Origin of the sequence: Variovorax paradoxus, assembly GCF_009755665.1 — a bacterium.
Classification (GTDB): Bacteria; Pseudomonadota; Gammaproteobacteria; order Burkholderiales; family Burkholderiaceae_C; genus Variovorax; species Variovorax paradoxus_G.
Map to the genome: position 1 here is coordinate 2,550,212 of NZ_CP046622.1, position 19,202 is coordinate 2,569,413.

At 64.5% G+C, this 19,202-nt stretch carries 23 protein-coding genes; 21 read left to right on the top strand and 2 right to left on the bottom strand.

Annotation, left to right across the window (positions count from 1 at the left end; translation table 11 throughout):
* Window positions 1-148: 148 nt before the first annotated feature.
* Window positions 149-757 (bottom strand): ORF6N domain-containing protein, encoded by a 609-nt coding sequence (locus GOQ09_RS11875; protein ID WP_157613597.1) that lies wholly within the window; start codon window positions 755-757, stop codon window positions 149-151.
* Window positions 758-887: 130 nt separating this feature from the next.
* Between GOQ09_RS11875 and GOQ09_RS11880 the strand changes: the two genes are divergently transcribed.
* Together GOQ09_RS11880 and GOQ09_RS11885 are read left to right on the top strand one after the other, a co-directional pair.
* A complete protein-coding gene (locus GOQ09_RS11880; RefSeq protein WP_157613598.1) occupies window positions 888-1,070 on the top strand; it encodes a hypothetical protein in 183 nt (60 codons plus the stop codon).
* Between the two features lie 12 nt (window positions 1,071-1,082).
* Window positions 1,083-1,508 (top strand): T6SS immunity protein Tdi1 domain-containing protein, encoded by a 426-nt coding sequence (locus GOQ09_RS11885; protein WP_157613599.1) that lies wholly within the window; start codon window positions 1,083-1,085, stop codon window positions 1,506-1,508.
* Window positions 1,509-1,872: 364 nt separating this feature from the next.
* Here GOQ09_RS11885 and GOQ09_RS26340 read toward each other — a convergent pair whose 3' ends face one another.
* Entirely contained in the window at window positions 1,873-2,049 is a 177-nt protein-coding gene (locus GOQ09_RS26340; RefSeq protein WP_242631087.1) for a hypothetical protein, read from the bottom strand.
* An 820-nt stretch (window positions 2,050-2,869) separates the two neighbouring features.
* On the opposite strand from GOQ09_RS26340, the gene GOQ09_RS11895 reads away from it, so the two are divergent.
* The 19 genes from GOQ09_RS11895 to GOQ09_RS11985 all read left to right on the top strand — a co-directional run bounded on the left by GOQ09_RS11895 (window position 2,870) and on the right by GOQ09_RS11985 (window position 19,173).
* Complete coding sequence (locus tag GOQ09_RS11895; protein WP_347563378.1) at window positions 2,870-3,169, top strand: flagellar biosynthetic protein FliQ; 300 nt, start codon at window positions 2,870-2,872, stop codon at window positions 3,167-3,169.
* A gap of 13 nt (window positions 3,170-3,182) precedes the next feature.
* A complete protein-coding gene (locus tag GOQ09_RS11900; RefSeq protein WP_242631088.1) occupies window positions 3,183-4,040 on the top strand; it encodes a flagellar biosynthetic protein FliR in 858 nt (285 codons plus the stop codon).
* Complete coding sequence (locus tag GOQ09_RS11905; protein WP_157613601.1) at window positions 4,040-5,134, top strand: EscU/YscU/HrcU family type III secretion system export apparatus switch protein; 1,095 nt, start codon at window positions 4,040-4,042, stop codon at window positions 5,132-5,134. Before GOQ09_RS11900 ends, GOQ09_RS11905 begins: the two co-directional genes overlap by 1 nt.
* Complete coding sequence (gene flhA, locus GOQ09_RS11910; RefSeq protein ID WP_157613602.1) at window positions 5,131-7,230, top strand: flagellar biosynthesis protein FlhA; 2,100 nt, start codon at window positions 5,131-5,133, stop codon at window positions 7,228-7,230. Before GOQ09_RS11905 ends, flhA begins: the two co-directional genes overlap by 4 nt.
* Window positions 7,231-7,249: 19 nt before the next feature.
* Complete coding sequence (locus tag GOQ09_RS11915) at window positions 7,250-8,038, top strand: flagellar hook-basal body protein (RefSeq protein ID WP_157613603.1); 789 nt, start codon at window positions 7,250-7,252, stop codon at window positions 8,036-8,038.
* A 43-nt stretch (window positions 8,039-8,081) separates the two neighbouring features.
* Window positions 8,082-8,870, top strand: a complete 789-nt coding sequence (flgG, locus tag GOQ09_RS11920; protein ID WP_157613604.1) for a flagellar basal-body rod protein FlgG — start codon at window positions 8,082-8,084, stop codon at window positions 8,868-8,870.
* Between the two features lie 61 nt (window positions 8,871-8,931).
* Window positions 8,932-9,927 carry a flagellar basal body P-ring formation chaperone FlgA gene (flgA, locus tag GOQ09_RS11925; RefSeq protein WP_242631089.1) on the top strand — a complete coding sequence of 332 codons (996 nt, stop codon included), beginning with the start codon at window positions 8,932-8,934 and terminating at the stop codon, window positions 9,925-9,927.
* Window positions 9,924-10,526 carry a flagellar basal body L-ring protein FlgH gene (locus GOQ09_RS11930; protein WP_157613606.1) on the top strand — a complete coding sequence of 201 codons (603 nt, stop codon included), beginning with the start codon at window positions 9,924-9,926 and terminating at the stop codon, window positions 10,524-10,526. Before flgA ends, GOQ09_RS11930 begins: the two co-directional genes overlap by 4 nt.
* Window positions 10,527-10,534: 8 nt before the next feature.
* Complete coding sequence (locus tag GOQ09_RS11935; RefSeq protein WP_242631090.1) at window positions 10,535-11,662, top strand: flagellar basal body P-ring protein FlgI; 1,128 nt, start codon at window positions 10,535-10,537, stop codon at window positions 11,660-11,662.
* A gap of 57 nt (window positions 11,663-11,719) precedes the next feature.
* Complete coding sequence (locus GOQ09_RS11940; protein WP_157613608.1) at window positions 11,720-12,103, top strand: flagellar basal body rod protein FlgB; 384 nt, start codon at window positions 11,720-11,722, stop codon at window positions 12,101-12,103.
* A 2-nt stretch (window positions 12,104-12,105) separates the two neighbouring features.
* On the top strand, window positions 12,106-12,582 hold the full coding sequence (gene flgC / locus GOQ09_RS11945) for a flagellar basal body rod protein FlgC (RefSeq protein ID WP_157613609.1): 477 nt from the start codon (window positions 12,106-12,108) through the stop codon (window positions 12,580-12,582).
* Window positions 12,579-12,935, top strand: a complete 357-nt coding sequence (fliE, locus tag GOQ09_RS11950) for a flagellar hook-basal body complex protein FliE (protein WP_157613610.1) — start codon at window positions 12,579-12,581, stop codon at window positions 12,933-12,935. The genes flgC and fliE overlap by 4 nt, the downstream gene beginning before the upstream one ends.
* Window positions 12,932-14,428 carry a flagellar basal-body MS-ring/collar protein FliF gene (gene fliF / locus GOQ09_RS11955; protein ID WP_157613611.1) on the top strand — a complete coding sequence of 499 codons (1,497 nt, stop codon included), beginning with the start codon at window positions 12,932-12,934 and terminating at the stop codon, window positions 14,426-14,428. The genes fliE and fliF overlap by 4 nt, the downstream gene beginning before the upstream one ends.
* The gene (locus GOQ09_RS11960; protein ID WP_157613612.1) at window positions 14,425-15,087 is read left to right on the top strand and encodes a hypothetical protein; all 663 of its coding nucleotides are present in this window, start codon (window positions 14,425-14,427) and stop codon (window positions 15,085-15,087) included. Before fliF ends, GOQ09_RS11960 begins: the two co-directional genes overlap by 4 nt.
* Window positions 15,084-15,992: a FliH/SctL family protein gene (locus GOQ09_RS11965; protein ID WP_157613613.1), complete on the top strand. Its 909-nt coding sequence runs from the start codon at window positions 15,084-15,086 to the stop codon at window positions 15,990-15,992. The genes GOQ09_RS11960 and GOQ09_RS11965 overlap by 4 nt, the downstream gene beginning before the upstream one ends.
* Window position 15,993: 1 nt before the next feature.
* Window positions 15,994-17,403 (top strand): FliI/YscN family ATPase, encoded by a 1,410-nt coding sequence (locus GOQ09_RS11970; RefSeq protein ID WP_157613614.1) that lies wholly within the window; start codon window positions 15,994-15,996, stop codon window positions 17,401-17,403.
* Window positions 17,400-17,909, top strand: coding sequence for a hypothetical protein (locus tag GOQ09_RS11975; RefSeq protein WP_157613615.1), 510 nt, complete (start codon window positions 17,400-17,402; stop codon window positions 17,907-17,909). The genes GOQ09_RS11970 and GOQ09_RS11975 overlap by 4 nt, the downstream gene beginning before the upstream one ends.
* Window positions 17,906-18,772 carry a hypothetical protein gene (locus GOQ09_RS11980; RefSeq protein WP_157613616.1) on the top strand — a complete coding sequence of 289 codons (867 nt, stop codon included), beginning with the start codon at window positions 17,906-17,908 and terminating at the stop codon, window positions 18,770-18,772. Before GOQ09_RS11975 ends, GOQ09_RS11980 begins: the two co-directional genes overlap by 4 nt.
* A complete protein-coding gene (locus tag GOQ09_RS11985) occupies window positions 18,772-19,173 on the top strand; it encodes a flagellar hook assembly protein FlgD (protein WP_157613617.1) in 402 nt (133 codons plus the stop codon). Before GOQ09_RS11980 ends, GOQ09_RS11985 begins: the two co-directional genes overlap by 1 nt.
* Window positions 19,174-19,202 lie beyond the last annotated feature (29 nt).

The following is a 19,202-nucleotide window of genomic DNA, read 5'->3' on the forward strand; positions in this document are numbered from 1 at the left end:
GACTGCAGTGCCTCGTGCGCGCAGTCGTTGCTCTGTTGATAGCAGCTAAAAAATAAATGCCTCACCAACCCCTTGGCCGCCGAGTGCCGGGGTTCGATGGGGGGCGCAAACTGCAACCACCCTGAGCGCGTCATCGGTCTGGCGTCTGTCAGCCCGAGCGCGCCTTGCCCTTCGTGGCCTTCTTCTCCTCGGGCGTCACGAACCCGATCGGCCGCTTCGGTGGATCGATCGGCATCGTCAGTTCCCTGACCGCCTCAAAGAGCTGCCTCAGCTGATTGCGCGTGTTGCGGCTGAACGTGTCGTGGCTCAATTCCAGCCGCTCCGTCTTCTCCTCGATCTCGGCCAGCCGCTTGGCCAGGTCCTCATGCAGGCTCGCTGCCTGGCGCAGCCGCACGAACGCGCGCACCACATAAATGCCCATCTCGACGGCCTGGCTGGAGGCCAGGATGTTGGCCAGCGCCACCGCCCCGAACTCCGTGAAAGCAAACGGCAGCGATCTGGAAAACTTCAGCTTCGAGAGGTGGTCACAGTTTGTGACCACCTCGGCCTTCTCGGCCGCGTCGAGCTGGAACATGAAGTCCGGCGGAAAGCGCCCCGCGTTGCGCTTGACCGCCTGGTTCAGCGCCTTGGTCGGTACGCCATAGAGCTCGGCCAGATCGGCGTCGATCATCACCTTCAGGCCGCGCAGCAGCTGGATGCGCCCCTCGATGCGCGGCAGCAGCGCGCCGGCTGTTCTTGTCGTTGTGTTGGTCGCCATGCGTTCCCTGGTCTGGTCTTCCGGTCTTTGTTCTTCAGTGGCTGGCCTGCGCCAGCACCGTCTCCAGCATCTGGGAGACGAACTGCTGCTTGGTCTTGGGCAGTTGCTCGTGACTATTAGGGATTAGATCGTGTTTGAAATTTTCGAGAAAGAATTTTCTCCCGATGCAGATGAAAGCCGCAGCTTGGCGGAAACTCTACCTGCTTCCGGTGATGATCGGCTCGATCAATTGTTTGCACGGTATGGAGGGGTTTCCTTCAACCAAGGCCTCTACAGAGTTATCTCTGTAGAGGCGGTATCGCGGTGGGGCTAGCGAGTTTTTACTATGTTCCCGAGTTTCGTCGGAAAAGTCACTTGCTTTGGCATCGACTGGCTGGGTCGGGTGTTTGCGCTGGATCGTACGCGGTTGATCGACGGCGCAGCAGGCGTCGTGTTGCTGGAACCCGGAACTGGTGCGGCATTGGAAATCCCGTGCAACATAGCTAGCTTCCACGAGGTCGAGTTGATTCAGTACTCGGAGGAAGCTTTGGCTAAGAGCTTCTACAAGCAATGGCGCTCGCAGGGCGGGGCTGCTCCATGCATCGATCAATGTGTTGGGTACAAGCGTCCACTCTTTCTTGGCGGCTCGGATACGACGGACAACCTCGAACTTTCAGATCTTGAGGTGTATTGGGAGATTGCGGGGCAATTGCTTGAGAAGACTCGTGGCTTACCCGTTGGCACGCCAATTCAGCAGGTCAATATTGAATGAAGATAACAGCGGCGCGCTGAGGCAACCGCCGCGCGCATGCTGGCGCGCGGGGCGACGAAGCTTCGACGGTGCCTCGGGACCCACAACTGGGCTGGGTATCGCTCCCCGGCGCGATGTTGCGGCCAGATGTGTCGTCGACCACGGCCGATCAACTCTTGTCGGATTTCGGCAGGGGAGGGCAGCCTGCCTGCGGCAGTGGCGCTCAGTACGCCAATGCAGGGGTGCTGCACATCGGAGTTATGACGGACGCCGGTTTCGTCGAGGCGGACAACGGAGGTTTTGAGTACGAGCGCGTTGAATTTCGCCGATCTCTGATCCGAGATTGGAGTGAGTCTCATCGACTGGACCACTGGGGCCGTCAGAACTAAGTCGCCTGCTGAGCGAGTTGGGGTTCGAATTCGTTAAGTGGGCGGTAACCGAGTGCCGAGTGCGGCCACTTGGCGTTGTAGACCTCTTCGACGAACCGGGGCAGCCACGTTGCAACATCTGCGAAGTTCTCGTAGCCGGCCAGGTACACCTCTTGGACCTTGAGCGTCTGCATGAAGCTCTCGGCCTGGGCATTGTGATACGGATTGCCCGGTGAGCTCGTGGAGCCTCGAAGCCCGGGCTCCTGCAATGCGCGTCGGTACGTCTCGCTTGCATACTGGGCGGATTCAACCGGTCGTCGCAACATCTTCAATCATGGAGGGGTTGCGACGACCGGTTGAATCCGCCCCTTTACTACGCGGCAGGCGTCGCATCGGTGGCGCAGCGTCCGAAGGGAGAGATATTGCCGATAGCACCAACCGCTTCACGCGGGTGCCAGCATTCCGCTGATCCGGGCGCGGCCGAACCTTGCCTTGGGTGCCGGTGACTGCTTTTGTCAGGTGTCTACAAACAAGGCGATTCCGACGCACGACCGCAGGTTCATGACGAAGGTTTGTTGTCCGCTGATCCTCGACGGCACCTCGCGAGCCTCAGCGTGCTGGCTAAGGTGACCAGACGAGTCTGGGTCCGCCAGCCCCTGGGCCCGAAGCTGAATCGAATCGCCAAAGCGGGAATCCGTTCGCGCGCGGCTGAGTTGTCCGATGAGACTCGACGTTGCTATGTCTGCACGTCTAGGCTCGCGAGGGCTCCCGCCTTCAAAGGAGCAGGGAGCTGGGGCCTGTGCCAGCCGTCTGATTCGATGGTGAGTGCCGGTACGCCAAAGCTCGCCGACTAATATAAAACCAAAGAATTAACAATTGCTAGCGCGATGTATTTTAGCTGCACAGAAATGCGACTTATTGCGCAAAAACACGCACAATCTTCTGTGTTTGAAACCACTCTTAACAAAACTGACGTTTTCGAACGCCTAATCTGTTTCAGAAGTTAGCTTGCTGGTGCTGGATGCAGAAGTTTTATGGGGAGCGGATATGCACGCGGATTTGGCATTGAAGATGATGTCGGACCTGTTCTGGACAGGGCTCGTCGTATGCCTGCCGTTGCTGGGTCTCACGATGCTGGTGGGCGTCGCCATCAGCGTGCTTCAAGTCGTGACCCAAGTACAGGAAATGTCCCTGACGTTCGTTCCGAAACTCTTCACTGCCGGAGCGGTCATGGTTCTGGCCGGACCCTGGATGCTCCGCAAGCTGACGCAATTCACCGCCCAACTCTGGAGCGGCATTCCCTCGATGTTCTGAATCGACGCTTCGAGTGAATGCTTTGTCGTTAGATCCGGCGCCCGCGCTGCTGACAGCCATTGCCCCCGAGATCGGGACGGCTTGGCTGGGTTTCGTCGCCCTTTTGGCTTTGCGAATCGCAGCCACTTTTGCAATGACGCCAGTGCTCTATGCGGTGCCTTTGCCGGCGTCGGTGCGCGTGCTGCTCGTGTTGAGCCTGTCCGTCGCCCTGGCCTCTGGCATCTCCTTGCCCACGGGCAGCGAGACTGACTGGGACTCCTTCCTGACTGCAGCCATCGCAGAACTTGCACTCGGTGCGACGCTGGGTCTTGGAATCCTGCTGGCTTTTGGGGCCTTCGTGGTGGCGGGGCAGTTGCTCGATGTCCAACTCGGCTTCGGCATCGCCCAGGTGATCGATCCTGTCACAGCGCGTCCTGTTCCGATCCTGACGTCGGCCTTCCAGTATCTCGCCATCGTTGTTTTCTTTCTGCTCAACGGACACCACGCGTTGCTGCGCGGCATCCGCTACAGCGTCGAGCGCTTTCCTGTCGGAGCGCCGTGGTCGCTGGTCAACGCCGTGGAGCCGCTGATGAAGCAGGCCACCGGCTTGTTCAGCCTGGGTTTTGCCTTGGCCGCACCGGTCGTTTTTTGCATCTTGCTGGTGGAGTTTGTCCTCGGCGTGGTGGGCCGAAACCTGCCCCAGATGAACATGTTCACCATGGGCATTCCCGTCAAGATCGTGGTGGGCCTGATCGCGCTGTCACTCTGGTTTTCGGGCATCGGCGGCGTCATGACGCGGGTCTACGCAAGTATCGCGACGACCTGGGATGCGATCTTTGTCGCTGCAAACCCATTGCCTGCGAACCAGCTTCGACGTGAACAGGTTCGCTGATGGCTGAGCAGGATCTTGATCGAAACGCAGCCGCAACGCCCTACAAGCTGCAGCGCGCGCGCGAACGCGGACAAACCGCCAAAAGCGCGGACATTGTTTCGGCGCTCGTGTTTGCTGTTGCCGTGATCTATCTGACATGGCGGGGACTCGAAGCGGTGACCAGCCAGTTCCGCTTCGATCTCGCGCTGCTGATTCACGCGGGCCGCATGGATCCGTCGGGAGTTGGCCTTTGGCCCATGATCGAACGGGCCCTGCGCGCTGTGCTCATGTTGTCGGCGCCATTCTTCGCCACGATCATGCTTGCCGCCATCGTGGGCAACATGATGCAGACCGGACCGATACTTTCCTTCGAGCCGGTCAAGGTCGACTTCGATCGCATCAACCCCGTCAATGGTCTCAAGAAGCTGTTTTCGATGCGGGTTCTGTTCGACACCGCGCGCGCCCTCGTGAAGCTCGCGCTGTTGACGCTGGTGGCGTTCCTGAGTCTCAAGGCCCTGGCAAGCCAGTTCTACGCACTTGCATCCTTGTCCCCCATCGGCTATCTGCGGACCCTGCTGGACGACCTCGCCAGTGTGGGCCTCAAGCTGGCGCTGGTACTCGGCCTGATCGCCTTGCTCGACCTCATGTACACGCGGCGCGAATTTGCCAAGAAAATGCGCATGAGCCAGCGTGAGCTCAAGGACGAGGCCAAGCACCGCGAGGGCGATCCGCGCATCAGGGCCCGGTTGCGCGAACTGCGCCGCGAAATGCTCAAGCGAAGCCTGGCGTTGCGCCAGACTCGCAATGCGGACGTGATCATCACGAATCCGACCCATATCGCGATTGCATTGAAGTACGAACATGGGCGGATGGCTTCCCCGCAGCTCCTGGCCAAAGGCGCGGGCCACATGGCCGCCGCCATGCGCGAGATCGCCGCACGCCACCGCATTCCCGTGGTGCAGAACCCTGCGCTTGCACGACGCCTCTATCGCGAGCTGCCGGTGGATCATCCGGTGCCGCCGCATCTCTACGCGCAGGTCGCGCGCATCATCGTCTGGGTGTTCGCGATGCGCGAGCAACGTCAAGACCGTGCGGCCACCGGAGCAGGTGCATGAACGCTCTGGCACGTGTCGCGGGCAAGCACAGCGACATCGCGTTGGTGTTGCTCGTGCTCGGCGTGCTGGTGGTGCTTTTTGCACCCATACCCAGCGGACTGCTCGATTTCCTGATCCTGAGCAACTTCAGCTTCGCGTTCCTCGTGCTGCTGCTGACCTTCTACATGGCCAGGCCGGTGGAATTTTCGACCTTCCCGTCGCTGCTCCTGATCGCGACGCTGTTCCGTCTGTCGCTCAACGTGGCCGCGACGCGGCTGATCCTCTCGGACGGCGACGCGGGGCGGGTGATCGGCGCCATTGGTGCCTTCGTCGTCGGAGGCAACTATGTCATCGGCCTGATCGTCTTCCTGATTCTCATCGTCGTGCAGTACGTGGTGGTGACCAGCGGTGCGCAGCGGGTGTCCGAGGTGGCGGCGCGGTTCACGCTCGACAGCATGCCGGGCCAGCAGATGAGCATCGATGCCGATCTCAACATGGGCTTCATCGATCAGGCCGAGGCCCAGCGCCGGCGCAAGAATCTGGAGAAGGAAGCCGGCTTCTATGGCGCCATGGACGGCGCCAGCAAGTTCGTCAAGGGCGACGCGATCGCGGGCATCATCATCCTGCTGATCAACATCGTCGGCGGCCTGGTGATCGGCGTGATGCAGCACGGCCTTCCGTGGGGGCAGGCGCTGAAGACATACACCCTGCTGACGATCGGCGACGGCATCGTGACGCAGGTGCCCGCGCTCGTGATCGCCGTCGGCACCGGCATCATCGTCACGCGCTCGTCTTCCGACGCCAATCTGAGCCGCGAGGCACTGCGGCAGATCAGTTCCTTTCCCAAAACGCTCCTGCTAGTGGCCATGGCCCTCGGCGGGCTCCTGCTGTTGCCGGGCATCCCTGCGTTGCCGACCCTGGCTTTGACGTTGTGCTTCCTGCTGGCTGCAACGATGCTGTACCGGGCCACGAAGAACAAGGCCACGGACGCCGCTGCAGTCCAGCAAGGCGCCGCCAATGCAGTGGGCGGCACGCCGGCGAGCGCAGGCGATGGCGCCGCTGTGCCGGCCAGCGACGATCCTTACGCGCTGCTGCAGGTCGAGCCCATTGAAGTGCACCTGGGGACCCACTGGGTCTCCGTGGTCAACCAGCCGGGAAGTGTCTTCATGGAACGGATCGCCACGTTCCGCAAGCAACATGCGCAGGAGCTCGGCCTTGTGCTGCCGCGCGTCCGCTTCAAGGACTCGGCGCGCTTGTCGGCGGACCGGTATGAAATCCATCTTGACGGCGTGCTGGTCGGCAAGGGCGAGGCGCGGGCCGACAGGTTGCTCGCGATCCACCCCGCCGGCGACGTCAAGTCCGTCCCGGGCGAGCCGACCCGGGATCCGACCTACGGCTTGCCCGCCCTCTGGATCGAAGAAAGCCAGCGCGACGCGGCCGGCCAGGCGAAGTACACGCTGGTCGATGCGGCCACCGTTTTCATGACGCACCTCACCGAGATGCTGCGGCGCGAGTCCGCAACGCTGCTCACGCGCGCCGAGGTCGATCGATTGCTCGCCCGCGTCCGGCAGAGTCAGCCCGGGCTGGTCGAGGAGCTGATCCCGACAGTCCTTTCGTCCAGCGATGTGCAGAAGGTGCTGCAGAACCTTCTGAGAGAGAAGGTCTCGATCCGCCACGTGGAAGCAATCCTCGAAACGCTGGCCGATGCAGGGCGAACGACCCGCGACGCCAATCAATTGACCGAGATCGTCCGTCAGCGACTGGGCCATGCCATCTGCCAGGGACTCCTTGGCGAAGCGACTTCGCTGCAGGTGCTGACGCTCGATCCCGCGATAGAAAGCCAGTTCCTGCAGAGCGTTCAGGTCGCCACCGAAGCGGGAGGGGCGCAGCCGTTCGTGCTTGATCCGCGCCTGACCGAGCAACTGATGAAACGGCTCGTCCAGCAGGCCGAACGCATGATGAAAAGCAACCTGCTGCCGGTGCTGCTCTGCGCGCCCGAACTGCGGCGCCATGTGCGCGCGTTGTCCGAGCGCGTCATGCCTCACCTGCGCGTGCTGTCCATGTCCGAAGTGCCGCACACCATCGAGCTGAAGTCCTTCAGCGTCGTCCAGCTCTGAGATACCAGGAAACCTCTTCATGACCGACGTACTTGCGATCAGCCTGCGGAGCATGCAGCAGGACATGGCGCGCCTCGAACGCATCAGCATGAACATGGCGAACGCCACGACGCCTGGCTACAAGCGGGAGGTCGCCTCGTCGCTGCCGATGCATGCCGATGCCTTCTCCGACGCGATGCGCAACGTCGACGCGCGGCGACTTGGGGCGCAGCCCGGCGTGCCTGGCAGCGCCGCGGCTACGGGGATGCTGCTCATTCAGACCGATGCCAGGCCCGGCACTCTCAAGTCGACCGGCCAGAGCCTGGATGTCGCATTGGCCACCCCGGGCTTCTTCGAGATTTCCACCGAGGCCGGCCCGGCCTATACGCGCCAGGGCAGTTGGCAGTTGGACGCACGCGGCCGCTTGGTCACCGCGCAAGGGCATCCGGTCATGGGGCAGGGCGGTGAGATTGTGCTCACGCGTCCCAACCCGGTGATCGATGCCGCCGGGCGGGTCTTCGAATCCAGGCCCGGCGGCGGTGCCGAAGCAACGCCTGTTGCGCAGTTGAAGGTGGTGCAGTTCGACGACGCGAAGGACCTCAGGCGCATGGGCGATGGCCTTCTGAATACCGATCAGACACCCACGCAGCTCCCAGACAGCGAAGTGCAATTGCGCCAGGGCTTTCTCGAGAACTCGAACGTGAGCTCGATGCAGGAGATGGTGCAACTCATCCAGTCGATGCGCCACTTCGAATCGATGCAGCGCGTGGCGCTCGGCTACGACGAAATGATCGGCGGCGCGGTGCGCAAGCTCGGCGAACTGTCGTAAGCCGGACCGCGGATACCTCAATTTTCAACAGGGATACACAAACATGTTCGACGCCCTCTACATCAGTGCCACCGGCATGCAGGCGCAGCAGCTGAATGTCGACACCATTGCCAACAACCTGGCCAACGTCAACACCACCGGCTTCAAGAAAAGCAAGATCAGCTTCACCGACCTGATGGTTCGCGAGGCGGGTCGACTGGTGCCTTCGCAGGAGGACGCGGGCATCGTGGGCGGAGGAAGCCGCCTCGGGGCGGGCGTTGGCATTGCCTCCACCGCCAAGCTGTTCGACATGGGCGACCTCAAGAAAACCGAATCCGCCTTCGATATCGCCATCCAGGGCGAGGGCTTCCTCGAAGTGACGATGCCCGACGGTTCGAGCGCCTACACGCGCGGCGGCACCTTCAAGATCAATCGCGAGGGGCTGCTGGCCACTTCGGGCGGCTTTCCGCTCAAGCCCAACCTTGCCATCCCCGACAACGCCCAGAACATGCAGATCGACAGCGACGGGCGTGTGCGCGTCCAGATCGCCGGCCAGGCAACGCCAGTGGACCTCGGCCAGCTGGAGCTGGTCCGCTTCACCAGCCCTTCGGGGTTGACCGCCCAAGGCGACAACCTCTATCGCTCGAGCTCCAATTCCGGCGAGGCCATTGCCGGTAAGGCGGCCGAGGAGGGCCTCGGCAGCGTGGCCCAGGGTTTCCTCGAGGGATCGAACGTCAAGCTGACCGAGGAAATGGTGAGTCTCATGGTGGCCCAACGCGTGTACGAAGCCAACGTGAAGGTCATGCAGGCATCGGACGAGATGCTGGGAATGATCAATGGCCTGCGCAAATAAGCGTGCGCCCGCTGTGCTGCGGGCCATGTGCGCAGCCTTGGCGCCGGCTCTCGCCCTGGCCGTGCCGACACTCGCCGCCGCCCAGTCGTTGATCGAACCGCAGGTCTCGATCGAGCTGCGGCCGCAGGTCAAGCTGGATCACGGCAGTGTCCGTCTGGGCGACATCGCATTCCTCACGACGCGGGACATGCCGACCTTGCGCCGGTTGATGGCGCTTCCACTGGGCCCGGCACCGCGGCCCGGATCGCCAGCGCTGCTGGACCGCGAAACAATCGTGCGATGGGTCGAGGCACGCAGCGGCCTGCAGACGGTGGACAGCGCGCTGCGCGTGCAGTCGCCCGCCATCCGATGGACTGGCGCCAGCGAAACCGAGATCGAAAGCGCCGCTCAGCAATTGCCCGGCGAGGCCGTGGTGAGCGCGGCGCGTTCGGCGCTTCTGAACTGGCTTTCTCAGCGCAGCGTGCGCGCCGAGGTCGAGCCCGTGTCCACCGCACGCGATCTGCTTTTGCCGCCGGGCGTGCCAACACTGCGAGTGCGACCCCTGGCCAATCAGGCCCAGCCGACGCGTCGCATGCTGGTGTGGGTCGACGCCTGGGTCGATGACCGTTTCGTGCGGACGACGGCGGTCACCTTCGAAGTGGGCGCATGGGCGCCGGTTGCCGTGGCCACCACCGATGTCGGCCGCGGTGCAACCGTCGATCCGGTGATGCTTCGCGGCGCGATGCAAACGCGCGAAGTCGACCTGACAACGGTCAGGCAAGGTACGCCCGTGGCCAGCAAGGCCGGCGGCGATTCTGCGGACGGCCGCCAGCGCCTGCGGCGTCCGTTGCGGCCGGGCGAGGTGCTCACCAGCGCGCACCTCGAGACCACGCCCGCGGTCATGCGAGGCAACTGGGCACATCTGCAGGCCCGCAGCGGCGATGTGTCGGTGGAGAGCCGTGTCGAGGTGCTTCAGGACGGTCGCCAAGGCCAGGTCGTGCGCGTCAAGGTTCCCGGGTCGAGCGGCGAGGTGCTGGCTCGCGTGACGGGGCCGGGGCAGGTCGAGGTGCAGCCATGATCGCTTCCCTGCTGAAGAAAGGGCGCATCGGCTTGAGCTTGGCGCTCGCCCTGTTGCTGTCTGCTTCCCTGCCCGTAGCCGCCGAAAGCCTCTACCAGGAGGGCAGCTTCCGTCCGCTCACCGCCGATAACAAGGCGTTCCGCGTCGGGGATTCGCTCACCGTCCAAGTCTTCGAAAACTCGTCCGCATCGACCAGCGCCGACACCGGCACGCGCCGCAACAACGATATCTCCGGCTCGGTCACGCAAACCGGCAACAGGGTGGTGGGGCAGCTCGGCATCGGTGTATCCGGGGGGTTCGATGGCGGAGGCCGCACCCAGCGAGCCAACAAGCTGCTCGCCACGCTGACCGTGACAGTTCAGGAAGTGCTTGCCAGCGGCGAATTGCGCGTGGCCGGCGAGCAGCTGCTCACGGTCAACGAAGAATTGCAGAAGGTCAACCTGGAAGGGCGGGTGCGTCCGCAGGACATCTCCGATGGCAACGTGGTTCTCTCGACCCGTTTGGCCGACGCCCGCATCACCTATGTGGGCGAGGGCGACGTGACCGACCGCGCGCGCCGCGCCGGATGGCGGAAAGTTCTTGATTGGCTGGGGTTCTGATGCGCCGCATGATTTCAACCTTGTCGCTGCGCTGCGCGCTGTCCGTGGCTATTCTGTGCACCGGGCTCTCCGTCGCGCATGCGGCCGACGCCATACGCGTGAAGGACCTGGGCAAGCTCAAGGGCTGGCGCGACAACGCGCTGTTCGGCACGGGCATCGTCACCGGACTCGCCGGCACCGGGGATTCGCCGGCGAACCGCACCACGCGCCAGTCGCTGGCGAACGTGCTGTCGCAGTTCAACCTGACGATCGCGCCGGAAGCCGTGCAAAGCCGTAACGTCGCCGTCGTGATGGTCAGTGCAAGTCTGCCGACTTTCGCGCGCGAAGGCGACACGCTCGACGTCACCGTGAGTTCCGCGGGCGATGCACGCAGCCTGGTAGGCGGAACATTGCTGATTACGCCGCTGAAGGGGGCCAACGGCAGGGTCTATGCGCTGGCTCAGGGCGGCCTGTCGGTCGGCGGCTATCGCTATGACGCGAATGGCAACGTGGTCCAGAAGAACCATCCGACCTCCGGATCGGTACCGAACGGCGCTACGGTTGAAGTGGGCGTCAACGCGGCCATGCTCGACGAACAGCAGAGAGTGACCTTCGTGCTCTCTGAGCCCGACTACACCACGGCCAGCCGGGTTGCCGTTGCCATCAACAGCCAGTTGGGCGGCGGCTTGGCGAAAGCGAAGGATGCCTCCGGCATCGAGATCGCCGTGCCGCCGGCGCAGCGCGGCGACCTGGTGAGCCTCTTCACGCGCATCGAGAACGTGACTGTCGAACCCGACCGGCGCGCCAAGGTGGTCATCAACGAGCGTACCGGCACGGTGGTCTCGGGCGGTGACGTGCGGATCTCGAAGGTGGCCATCTCGCACGGCGACATCAAGATCGCGATCTCGAGCCAGAACACCGCCTCGCAGCCGTTCAACATCGTGAACGGCGGGGCGGACATCCGCACCGCGATCGTGACCAACACGCGCGTCGACGTCGAGGAGCAGGGCGGCACCGGCTTCGTGACCGGCTCCAACACGGTGTCCGATCTCGTGCAGTCGCTCGCGCGGCTCAAGACCAGCACGCGAGATGTGATTTCGATCCTGCGCGCCGTCAAGGCCGCGGGCGCACTGCACGGGGAACTGGTCGTCCAGTGACCGTGTTGCACCAGGCAATTCAACCCCACCATCCCCAGGAAGCCTCCGGAGACAGACATGACAGATGGAATCGAAGCCGTGACCCGATCGGTGCTGGCATTGGCGCTCGACGCGGCCAGCCTGCGGCAGCAGGCCATCTCGGCCAACATCGCGAACGCCAACGCGGTCGGCTATGTGCCGCAGCGCGTGAGCTTCGAGGACCAGCTTGTGGACGCGCGACGCAGCATGGCGCAGACGGGGCGGCTCGACGCATTCGCCCTGGGCGATGTTCGGCCGCGCATGGAAACCGTGGTGGACAGCCAGGGCGTTCCGGCGCAGGTGCAGCTGGACATGGAAGCGGCCGACATGGCACGCAACGCGGTGCAGTACCAGGCGCTGGTCAAAGGCCTCTCGCGTCATTTCGCAATCCTTTCAATGGCTGCCGGCGACGGCAGGAAATAGCCATGGACTACATGCAATCGTTTGCCATCAGCGCGGCCGGCATGAACGTCGAACGCATGCGCGTCGACGTCGCGGCACTCAATCTGGCCAACGCCAACACCGTGCAGAGCGTGGGCGGCAGCAGCTACCAGCCGCTTCGGGTGCTGGCGGAAGCCCCATCGTCAAACGGGGCCTTGTCGGGTACTGACGGCGGCGGTTTCGGCGCGCTGGTCAGCCAGGGACTTGAAAGCAGCGACCTCGCGTCGCAGGCGGGTCCCTTGGCACGCATTGTTCCCGCCAATGCTGCCCCTCGGCTGGTGTACGAGCCGGGCCACCCCCTGGCCGATGAGCGCGGCTTCGTGGCCTACGCGGGAGTCGATACTGCGACCGAGATGGTCAGCATGATGAGCGCGACCCGTGCCTACGAAGCCAACGTGTCGGCCATGAACACGGCCCGCACGCTGGCGCTCAGGGCGCTCGACATCGGGAGCAACGCATGAGTGGTTTTCTTCCCGTCGAGGCGCTGTCCGGGCTTTCCCAACAGGCGCAGTCCATGGTGGCCGCGGCCAACGCGCAGTCGCTGCAAGGCCCTGCCTCGGTCATGGCTTCCGGAACTTCGGCCAATCCAGTTGCTGGCTCGTTCGGCCAGCTGGTGTCCGACGGACTTTCGCAGGTCAACAACCAGTTGATCGGCAGCCAGGTCGATCTGCAGAAGCTCGCGATGGGCGACGCGCAGAACCTGCACCAGATCATGATCAACCTGGAGGAGAGTCGCGTGTCTTTCCAACTGATGATGCAGGTGCGCAGCCGCCTGCTTGAGGCCTACCAAGACATCATGAAGATGCCGATATGAGTTTTTGGCAAGGACTTACCCAGCGTGCGCGCGTCGGTCTCATCGGCGGCGCCATCGCCATCCTGTTGATGACCGCCGGGCTGGCCTGGTGGGCATTCCACACGGAGTACCAGGCGCTGTTCACCGACCTGAAACCACAGGATGCCCAGGCGATGACGACGGAGCTGGAGCGCCTCAAGATTCCCTACCGCCTCGGGGACAGCGGCACCTCGATCCTTGTCGACAAGACGACGGTGCACGCCACCCGCATCAAGCTGATGGGCAAGGAGTTGCCGCTGCAGGGCGCGGTCGGGCTCGAACTGTTCAACAACACCGACTTCGGCATGACGGAGTTCGCGCAGAAGATCAACTACCAGCGTGCGCTGCAAGGTGAACTCACCCGCACGATCCAGTCGCTGTCCGAAGTGCGCGAGGTCCGCGTGTTGCTGGCATTGCCCGAGCAGGGGCTGTTCAAGCAGGCGACCTCGAAGGCGAAGGCATCGATCACCCTCACGATGCGGCAGGGCCAGGCGCTGCGCGCGGAGCAGGTGGTCGGCGTCCAGCGTCTGGTCGCGGCCGCTGTGCCTGGGATGGCGACACAGGACGTCACCATTGTCGATGGCCATGGCGTGGCGCTGACCCGCGCCGAAGGCAGCAATGGCGAGACCGAGGTGAATGGCGCGAGGCTCGAACTCAAGCGCGACACCGAAGCCTATCTCTCGCGCAAGGTCGCGGTGGTTCTCGACCGGAGCTTCGGCGTGGGGCAGGCCTTGGCCAGCGTCGACGTGACGCTGAACATGGACCAGATCCGCACCACGACGGAGGACGTGCTGCCCGCCGCGACGCGCACCGGCCTGCAGGCCACGGGCGTGGTGGTGCGCGAACGCGAAGTCCTCCGCGACAGCGGGGCATCGCTCGACACCAAGGTGAGTGATGCCGGCGGTTCGCGCAATGGAAGCGCGCAGCGCGATGTCGAATACGCCGTGGGCCGTCGCGTCGAACAGGTGGTCAGTCAGCCCGGCTCCATTCGGCGCATCCAGGTGGTGGCCGTGGTGCGCAAGGCCCTGGACGCGGCACAGGAAGAGCAGCTGCGAAAAGTCATTGCTGCGGCGGCAGGTGCTTCGACCGACCGCGGTGATGCGGTGGTTGTGCAGTCGTTGGTGGGTGGGGCTATCCAGGGGGGCGATGCGCCGGGGGGCAGCTCGGGCGCCACCGGGGCCACGGCGGCAGAAGAGAGTGTTGCTGCCAACCCAGCGGGTGCCGCCCTGTTCGACAACGGCAAGCCTTCTCTTTTTCAACTGCTGATTGGCGGATTCTTGATTGCTGCTCTCGCGCTGCTGCTATTCAGGGCCGGCCGTCGCGAAGCACTGCCGCAGGGCAATGAGCCCCGCCGGGCACCGCTCTCGGAAGCCGAGCGCGCGGCCGCCCTGCGAAGGGTGCGTGCGTGGATGCATGAACCTGCCGCCAGTTCTTCCACTGTCGGCACCATGGGCGCGAGGGGGCCCAACGGATGATCTCCGCGCCTCGTCCCGCCCAACCCCAGAACGCGAGCAACGGCGTGCCTGAATCGCGCGGCGCCCGCCATGCGGCACTGTTGCTGCACGCGATGTCCCCCGAAGACCGGTCATGGATGCTTGAGGCGCTGCCCGCCTCGCAGCGGGCTGGCCTGGTACCGCTGCTGGCAGAGTTGGAAGCCCTCGGCATCGAAAGAGATCCCGCACTGATCGACGACGCGACCGCCGATGCGTCGTCTCCGGCAATGCCGGAGCAAGATTTCGCGGCCACGGCGCTGCCGCGGCTGCCCGTGTCGGACGAAGCCATGCTGCACACGCTCGATGGCGGGCAAGTGCGCGAGCTCGTCGCGTGCCTGCGGGCCGAGCCGGTGGGGCTGATCACCGAATGGCTGCGTCTGGCCGACTGGCCGTGGCGCGAGGACTTGCTCGCCGCGCTGGAGCCCGCTCAACGACGTCGGATCGAAGGCAAGCTGTTGGCAACGGAGCCCGGATTTCAGGCGCCGCCTGGCATGCGCGCGGCCATGATCTCTGCTGTGGCGGCACGGTTGCGGAAGCGGCCTGCTGGCGAAGCGCCTGCTGAGGCGCCGTGGCACAACCTGAAGCAATCGTTCAGCCGGATGTTTCGAGGCGGACCGTCTCACCGGGGTTGGCATCGATGAATCCCGCACTGCCGGATCGGAGCGACGCCGTGCCACCGAACGCCGAGTCGTTGGCGCAAGCGGTCGTGTTGCGCGATATCGTCATGCAGGGGCAAGTGGCTCTGGCACTTCCCCGCGGCCGGAACGGCCGCGGTGCTGAGCGCTCGCAGGGAGCGACGCTGCTTTCGGTGCCATCCGGCCGGAACCCGCAGCTCGGCGTTCCGGCACCGGAGACGGACGTCTCCATCCCCGTTGGTCCGCAGGGGAGTGCGCCGGATGCCTGGGCCGATCTGGCGCGAGTGGAAGAAGAAGCCCGCCAGCGCGGCTACGAGGAAGGATTTGCCAAAGGCCGCATCGATGGGCGCGCGCGTGGCGACGAAGAGTCCAGGCTGCTCGCCGCTCAAGCGGCCGAGAAGGCTTCCCGCGACCTGGAAGATCACGCCGAGCGCATGACGCGGGAGCTGCAGCAACAGGCCCAAGCCGGTTACCAAGCCCGTGTGCAGGTGCTGGACGGCCTGATTGCGGCATTGCCACCGCAGATCGAAGCACGGCTGGCTGCCACGGAAGACGACATGCTCGCACTGTGTTTCGAAGTCGTCTGTCGCACGCTGGGCGAAAACGCCGTGCAACCCGAAGCAGTGCGGGCGCAACTGGCGCAGGCGATGGACAGCTTGCGCAGCCGGAAGCTGACGGCGATTCACATGCACCCCGACGATCTGGCCATGCTCCAGCGGGGCCAAAGCTTGTCGCAAGGACTCTTGGGCGGGGCCGACGTGCAATGGGTCGCCAGCGCCGACGTGGTACTGGGCGGCTGCATCTTGCAATCGCCCGAAGGCGGGCTCGACACCCGCTTCGAAACCCAACTGGCAGCGTTGCGGGAGCTGTTGCTGCAAACCCGGGCCGCGGCCCGCACCGTGGAGGCATGAGTTGAGCGCGCTCGACGTTTACCGCGAAGCCGTGAAGGGTGCCGAGCTGCACCGCCGCATCGGCTGGGTGAAGGAAATGCAGGGCCTCGCCATCGACGCGCTCGGCCCCGATGCAGCCGTGGGTGAGCTCTGCCGCATCATGGTCCGGACGCATGGCCGCACCAATAGCGTGGCAAGGGGCGGCGAAATCAAGAGCCAGCCCGGCGTGCTCGCCGAAGTCGTGGGCCTCAAGCACGGCCGCGTCACCTTGATGCCCTACGGATCCGTCGAAGGCATCGCCGCGGGTTGCGAGGTGCGCGCGCTCGGCGCGGAGTCGCAGATCGGCGTTGGCAACAGCCTGCTCGGCCGCGTGATCGATGGATTCGGCGATCCGCTGGACGGTAAACCCAGGCCTCTGACGCAGGTGCGCAGGCCGCTCAAGGCCGCGCCCATCAATCCGATGCAGCGCCCGCCCATCCAGCGCGTTCTCGAGACCGGCATCCGTGCCATCGATGGCCTGCTCACGCTTGGGCAGGGCCAGCGCATCGGCATCTTCGCAGGCAGCGGGGTCGGAAAGAGCACCTTGCTCGGCCTGCTGGCGCGGCATGTCAAGACACACGCCGATACCGGCACACAGGCCAGCATCAACGTGATCGCGCTCATCGGTGAGCGGGGGCGCGAGGTGCGCGAGTTCATCGAAAAGCAGCTCGGGCCCGAAGGACTGGCACGCTCCGTCGTTGTGGTTGCCACCTCCGACCAGCCCGCACTGGCCCGCTTGCGGGCGGCCTATGCCGCGCTCGCCATTGCGGAGTTCTTTCGCGATGACGGCCACAACGTCCTGCTCACCATGGACTCGATCACCCGCTTTGCAATGGCTCGGCGCGAGGTCGGGCTCTCTGCGGGAGAACCACCGACGGCGCGGGGTTATACGCCATCGGTCTTTGCCGAGCTGCCGGAGCTCTGCGAGCGTTGCGGCACGGCCCCGGGCGGAGGCTCGATCACTGCGCTGCTCACGGTGCTGGTCGAAGGCGACGACCTCAACGAGCCCGTGTCCGATGCATTGCGCGCCATTCTCGATGGCCACGTCGTGCTGTCGCGGCATCTCGCCCACCGGGGGCACTACCCCGCCATCGATGTGCTCAAGAGCGTGAGCCGGCTGATGCCCGAACTGGCCGACAAGGAGCAGCGTGCGCTGGCGGTCTCGGCGGTGCAGCAACTCGCCGTGCTGGAGCGCAACCGGCAGATGATCGACATCGGCGCCTACGAAAAGGGTGCGAGTGCCGAACTGGACCGGGCGATCGAGCTCGAGTCCGGGTTGCGGTCATGGCTGCGGCAGAGCACGGGCGGCGTGTCCCGCGCAGAGGCGATCCAGGGGCTGCGCGGCATCCTAACGCCGGCATCGACAGCCGCGCCCATTGGACCCAAGCCATGAACAACGCGCTCAAGGCTTCCTCGTCCGCGCGCGACGTCGATGTACGCGGCTTCGTCTATGCGCTCGAGCCGGTGCGCCAGCGGCAGCAGTGGCACATGGACAAGCTCATGGCGTCGCTCGCGCGCACGCAACAATCCCTCGTCGAAACGGAAGCACGCCTGAACGAAGTTCAGTCCCTGCACGACGAGCAGGCGCGCAGTGCCGGCCAGGCGCTGGTGCAGCGCATGCACCCCGGTGCCCACAGGGGTGCACTCGGCTTTCTGACGCATCTGCGCGACCAATGGCGAGAACTGGATGCGCAGCGGAAAGAGCAGCTTGCCGAAAGAGATCGGCTGCGCAAGGAATGCATGGCGCTGCAACTGCGTCTCGACGGAATGACCCAGCACAGGGAGGATGCCTTGACGCAATACGCCGACGAAGTCCGACAACGCAACAGCAACGAGCAGGACCGCGACTGGCTCGCGCGCTCGGTCGTGCGCGGCCATGTGGGGGAGTCTTCGCAATGAGCGCCAATCCTACGCCGGCGGCGACGCTCAATTCTGCCGCCTTGCCTGTGCGGCAAGGCTCGCTCGCGGGTCGGGGCGACACGGTGCAACAGCAGCAGGTTGCATGGCAGCGCGAGATGGAGAGGGCGCAGTTGGCGAACTGGTTCAAGCCTCCTGTTGCTTCGGATCGAGGGGACGACGCAGTGCCGCCAGGTCGCGGACCCGAACCTCTCGCGCGCCGCGCAATCAACAGTGCGGCACGAGCCTCGGGTGCGATCGCCGGAAGCAACCCCGCCGCTGTCGGATCAGCGCCGGGTATGCCCTTGGAGCCGCTTGCTGCGGGTCTGCGGATCGGCGTGGCCGATGTCTCCGAAGGTGCCGCAGAAGCGCCGCGCGCAGCCGTTCGGTTTTCCGCAGAGATGCGCCCCGCATTCATTGCAGAACCACCCTTGGAAGCCAAGGCACCGGCGGACCTGCAGATGCGCCGTGGTGCGGTCCCGTTGTGGACAGCGGACGGCCCCGCGGCGGCCAGCGCGCCGGAGCTAGAAGCTGAAGCGGCCGACGAATCCCGAGCGCAACAACCGTCGGCGTCGGACGTTCAGCCACCGCTGCGTTTGCATGAGGAGTCCATGGCCGAAGGCCAGGCGGTGTGGATTGCCATGCGTGCGGACGACGATGCGCTGGCGGCGATGTTGCCCCGCATCGTGGCAGACCTTCAGCACGGAATGCTGCAGGACCGCGGCCAGCGCCTCTACCAGGTCGTTTGCAACGGGCGCCTCGTCTGGCGCAATGGCTTCAATGCATCCGTGTTCAGCAACACAACCGATCCGGGTGGCGGCGGTCACCCGGCACCAGTCGATTCATACATTCAAAAGGGGGCGTGATGGCCATTGACGCAATAGGCACTACGGGCACTACCAATCTGCAGGCCAACAGCATGGGCATGGAGGATTTTCTCAAGATCCTCTTGACCCAGCTGACCTACCAGGACCCGCTGAAGCCCATGGACAACCAGCAGTTCATGGCGCAGATGGCGCAGTTCACGAGCCTGGAGCAGACCCAGCAGCTCAATACCAAGATCGCGACACTGATCAGCAATCAGGCGGCGCTGCAGTCGGTCGGGTTGATCGGAAAGACCGTCGATGTGGCGACGTCGACCGGTTCCGTCACCGGCACGGTGAGCGCGCTTTCGCTGTCGGGCGATTCGCCGTTGCTGACAGTCAAGATGGCCAGCGGTGCTGTTCTGACCGATGTCTCGCTCAGCCAGCTGGTTGCGGTGCGGTGAGTGCGCCGTCTCGTCGCGCGCAGCAGACG

Bases quoted from the DNA above. Each gene is read 5' to 3' on its own strand.
- GOQ09_RS11930 (WP_157613606.1), top strand. From the start codon at position 9,924: ATGATCGCTTCCCTGCTGAAGAAAGGGCGCATCGGCTTGAGCTTGGCG.
- flgC (WP_157613609.1), top strand. From the start codon at position 12,106: ATGGACTACATGCAATCGTTTGCCATCAGCGCGGCCGGCATGAACGTC.
- GOQ09_RS11885 (WP_157613599.1), top strand. From the start codon at position 1,083: ATGTTCCCGAGTTTCGTCGGAAAAGTCACTTGCTTTGGCATCGACTGG.
- fliE (WP_157613610.1), top strand. From the start codon at position 12,579: ATGAGTGGTTTTCTTCCCGTCGAGGCGCTGTCCGGGCTTTCCCAACAG.
- GOQ09_RS11940 (WP_157613608.1), top strand. From the start codon at position 11,720: ATGACAGATGGAATCGAAGCCGTGACCCGATCGGTGCTGGCATTGGCG.
- GOQ09_RS11875 (WP_157613597.1), bottom strand. From the start codon at position 757: ATGGCGACCAACACAACGACAAGAACAGCCGGCGCGCTGCTGCCGCGC.
- GOQ09_RS11960 (WP_157613612.1), top strand. From the start codon at position 14,425: ATGATCTCCGCGCCTCGTCCCGCCCAACCCCAGAACGCGAGCAACGGC.
- GOQ09_RS11985 (WP_157613617.1), top strand. From the start codon at position 18,772: ATGGCCATTGACGCAATAGGCACTACGGGCACTACCAATCTGCAGGCC.
- fliF (WP_157613611.1), top strand. From the start codon at position 12,932: ATGAGTTTTTGGCAAGGACTTACCCAGCGTGCGCGCGTCGGTCTCATC.
- flgG (WP_157613604.1), top strand. From the start codon at position 8,082: ATGTTCGACGCCCTCTACATCAGTGCCACCGGCATGCAGGCGCAGCAG.
- GOQ09_RS11905 (WP_157613601.1), top strand. From the start codon at position 4,040: ATGGCTGAGCAGGATCTTGATCGAAACGCAGCCGCAACGCCCTACAAG.
- GOQ09_RS11935 (WP_242631090.1), top strand. From the start codon at position 10,535: ATGATTTCAACCTTGTCGCTGCGCTGCGCGCTGTCCGTGGCTATTCTG.
- flhA (WP_157613602.1), top strand. From the start codon at position 5,131: ATGAACGCTCTGGCACGTGTCGCGGGCAAGCACAGCGACATCGCGTTG.
- GOQ09_RS11915 (WP_157613603.1), top strand. From the start codon at position 7,250: ATGACCGACGTACTTGCGATCAGCCTGCGGAGCATGCAGCAGGACATG.
- GOQ09_RS11975 (WP_157613615.1), top strand. From the start codon at position 17,400: ATGAACAACGCGCTCAAGGCTTCCTCGTCCGCGCGCGACGTCGATGTA.
- GOQ09_RS11980 (WP_157613616.1), top strand. From the start codon at position 17,906: ATGAGCGCCAATCCTACGCCGGCGGCGACGCTCAATTCTGCCGCCTTG.
- GOQ09_RS11965 (WP_157613613.1), top strand. From the start codon at position 15,084: ATGAATCCCGCACTGCCGGATCGGAGCGACGCCGTGCCACCGAACGCC.
- GOQ09_RS26340 (WP_242631087.1), bottom strand. From the start codon at position 2,049: ATGCAGACGCTCAAGGTCCAAGAGGTGTACCTGGCCGGCTACGAGAAC.